This is a genomic window from Paenibacillus sp. IHB B 3415 (assembly GCF_000802655.2).
GTDB classification, from domain to species: Bacteria; Bacillota; Bacilli; order Paenibacillales; family Paenibacillaceae; genus Paenibacillus_AQ; species Paenibacillus_AQ phytohabitans.
On the sequence record NZ_JUEI01000188.1, the window covers coordinates 1 to 1,266 of the forward strand.

The window sequence follows — 1,266 nt, forward strand, 5'->3', positions numbered from 1 at the left end:
TGCTGTTAGTATTATTCGTGGACACCGGTTAAGAGACTAGAGATAATAAGACCAACGAGGAGGTGTCCACATGAGTGGAATCCGAAAGAGCTACAATGAAGAGTTTAAGCGGCAGGCGGTGCAGTATATCCAAGAGCAGACCAAGACGGTGGCGGAGCTGGCCCTGGAGCTGGACGTCCCCGCCAAAACCCTTCATCGATGGTTAGGGAAGTACCGACAGTTTCAGAGTGAGCCCGTAGCCAGCCCTGAAAAAGTTAGAGAGCTTGAACGTCAACTCAAAGAGCGCGATCAACAGTTGGCCGACCTGACGGAGGAAATGGCCATCCTAAAAAAAGCAGTGCACATCTTCAGCAATCCAAAGAACTGAGATTTCAGTGTATTGAAGATCATCGCTCCGAGTTCCCTGTGGAGAAGATGTGCCGCGTGTTTGAGGTATCACGGAGCGGTTATTACAAATGGAGAACAGCAAAGCCCAGCCCTCAAGCCACCCGCAAAACGTTGCTGCTCCAGCGGATTACCTATCATTTTAACGACTCCCACAGCCGTTACGGCAGCCCCAAAATCACGATTCTCCTGCAGCGTGAAGGGCACAAGGTGAGTGAACGCACGGTAGGAATGTACATGAGAGAGCTGGGTCTGCGCTCCTGTGTCGCAAAGAGGTTTCGCGTACACACGACCGACTCTAACCATCCTTTGCCTATTGCCCCTAACCTGCTGAACCAGCAATTCCACACCGAAGAGCCAAACCGGGCATGGGTGGCGGATATTACCTACATTCCCTGCCAGGAAGGGCGGATGTATTTGGCGAGCGTGCTGGACCTGTGCACCCGGGAGATCGTAGGCTGGCGGCTCAGCGACCGGATGACCACAGACCTCGTACAAGGCGCCCTAGACGTGGCCTACAAGGCGAAACGTCCCGGGAAGGGCTTGATTCACCATTCAGATCGGGGCTCACAATATGCTTCTACGGATTACCGGGAACGCCTGAAGAACTACCAGATGACCGCAAGCATGAGCCGCAAAGGGAACTGCTATGATAACGCCTGTATCGAATCTTTTCACAGCCTGTTGAAGAAAGAATTGGTGTACTGGACTCGATTTAAAACGAAGAAGCAGGCGTATGATGCCATCTACCAGTACATTGAATTTTTCTACAACCGTAAACGAATCCATGGAGCCCTGGGTTACGTATCCCCCGTTCAGTTTGCAGCGAGATTTAAGCGGGAAATCTCTTAGTTCAACGTCTACTTTCTTGACAGAAGTCCA

General features: G+C 51.6%; 2 protein-coding genes. Both read left to right on the top strand.

Translation table 11 applies throughout. From position 1 onward, the window contains the following. Window positions 1-70 precede the first annotated feature (70 nt). Window positions 71-367, top strand: a complete 297-nt coding sequence (locus tag QW71_RS41115) for a transposase (RefSeq protein ID WP_039310902.1) — start codon at window positions 71-73, stop codon at window positions 365-367. Window positions 368-378: 11 nt separating this feature from the next. Further along, window positions 379-1,236 (top strand): IS3 family transposase, encoded by an 858-nt coding sequence (locus QW71_RS36065; protein ID WP_235441656.1) that lies wholly within the window; start codon window positions 379-381, stop codon window positions 1,234-1,236. Window positions 1,237-1,266 lie beyond the last annotated feature (30 nt).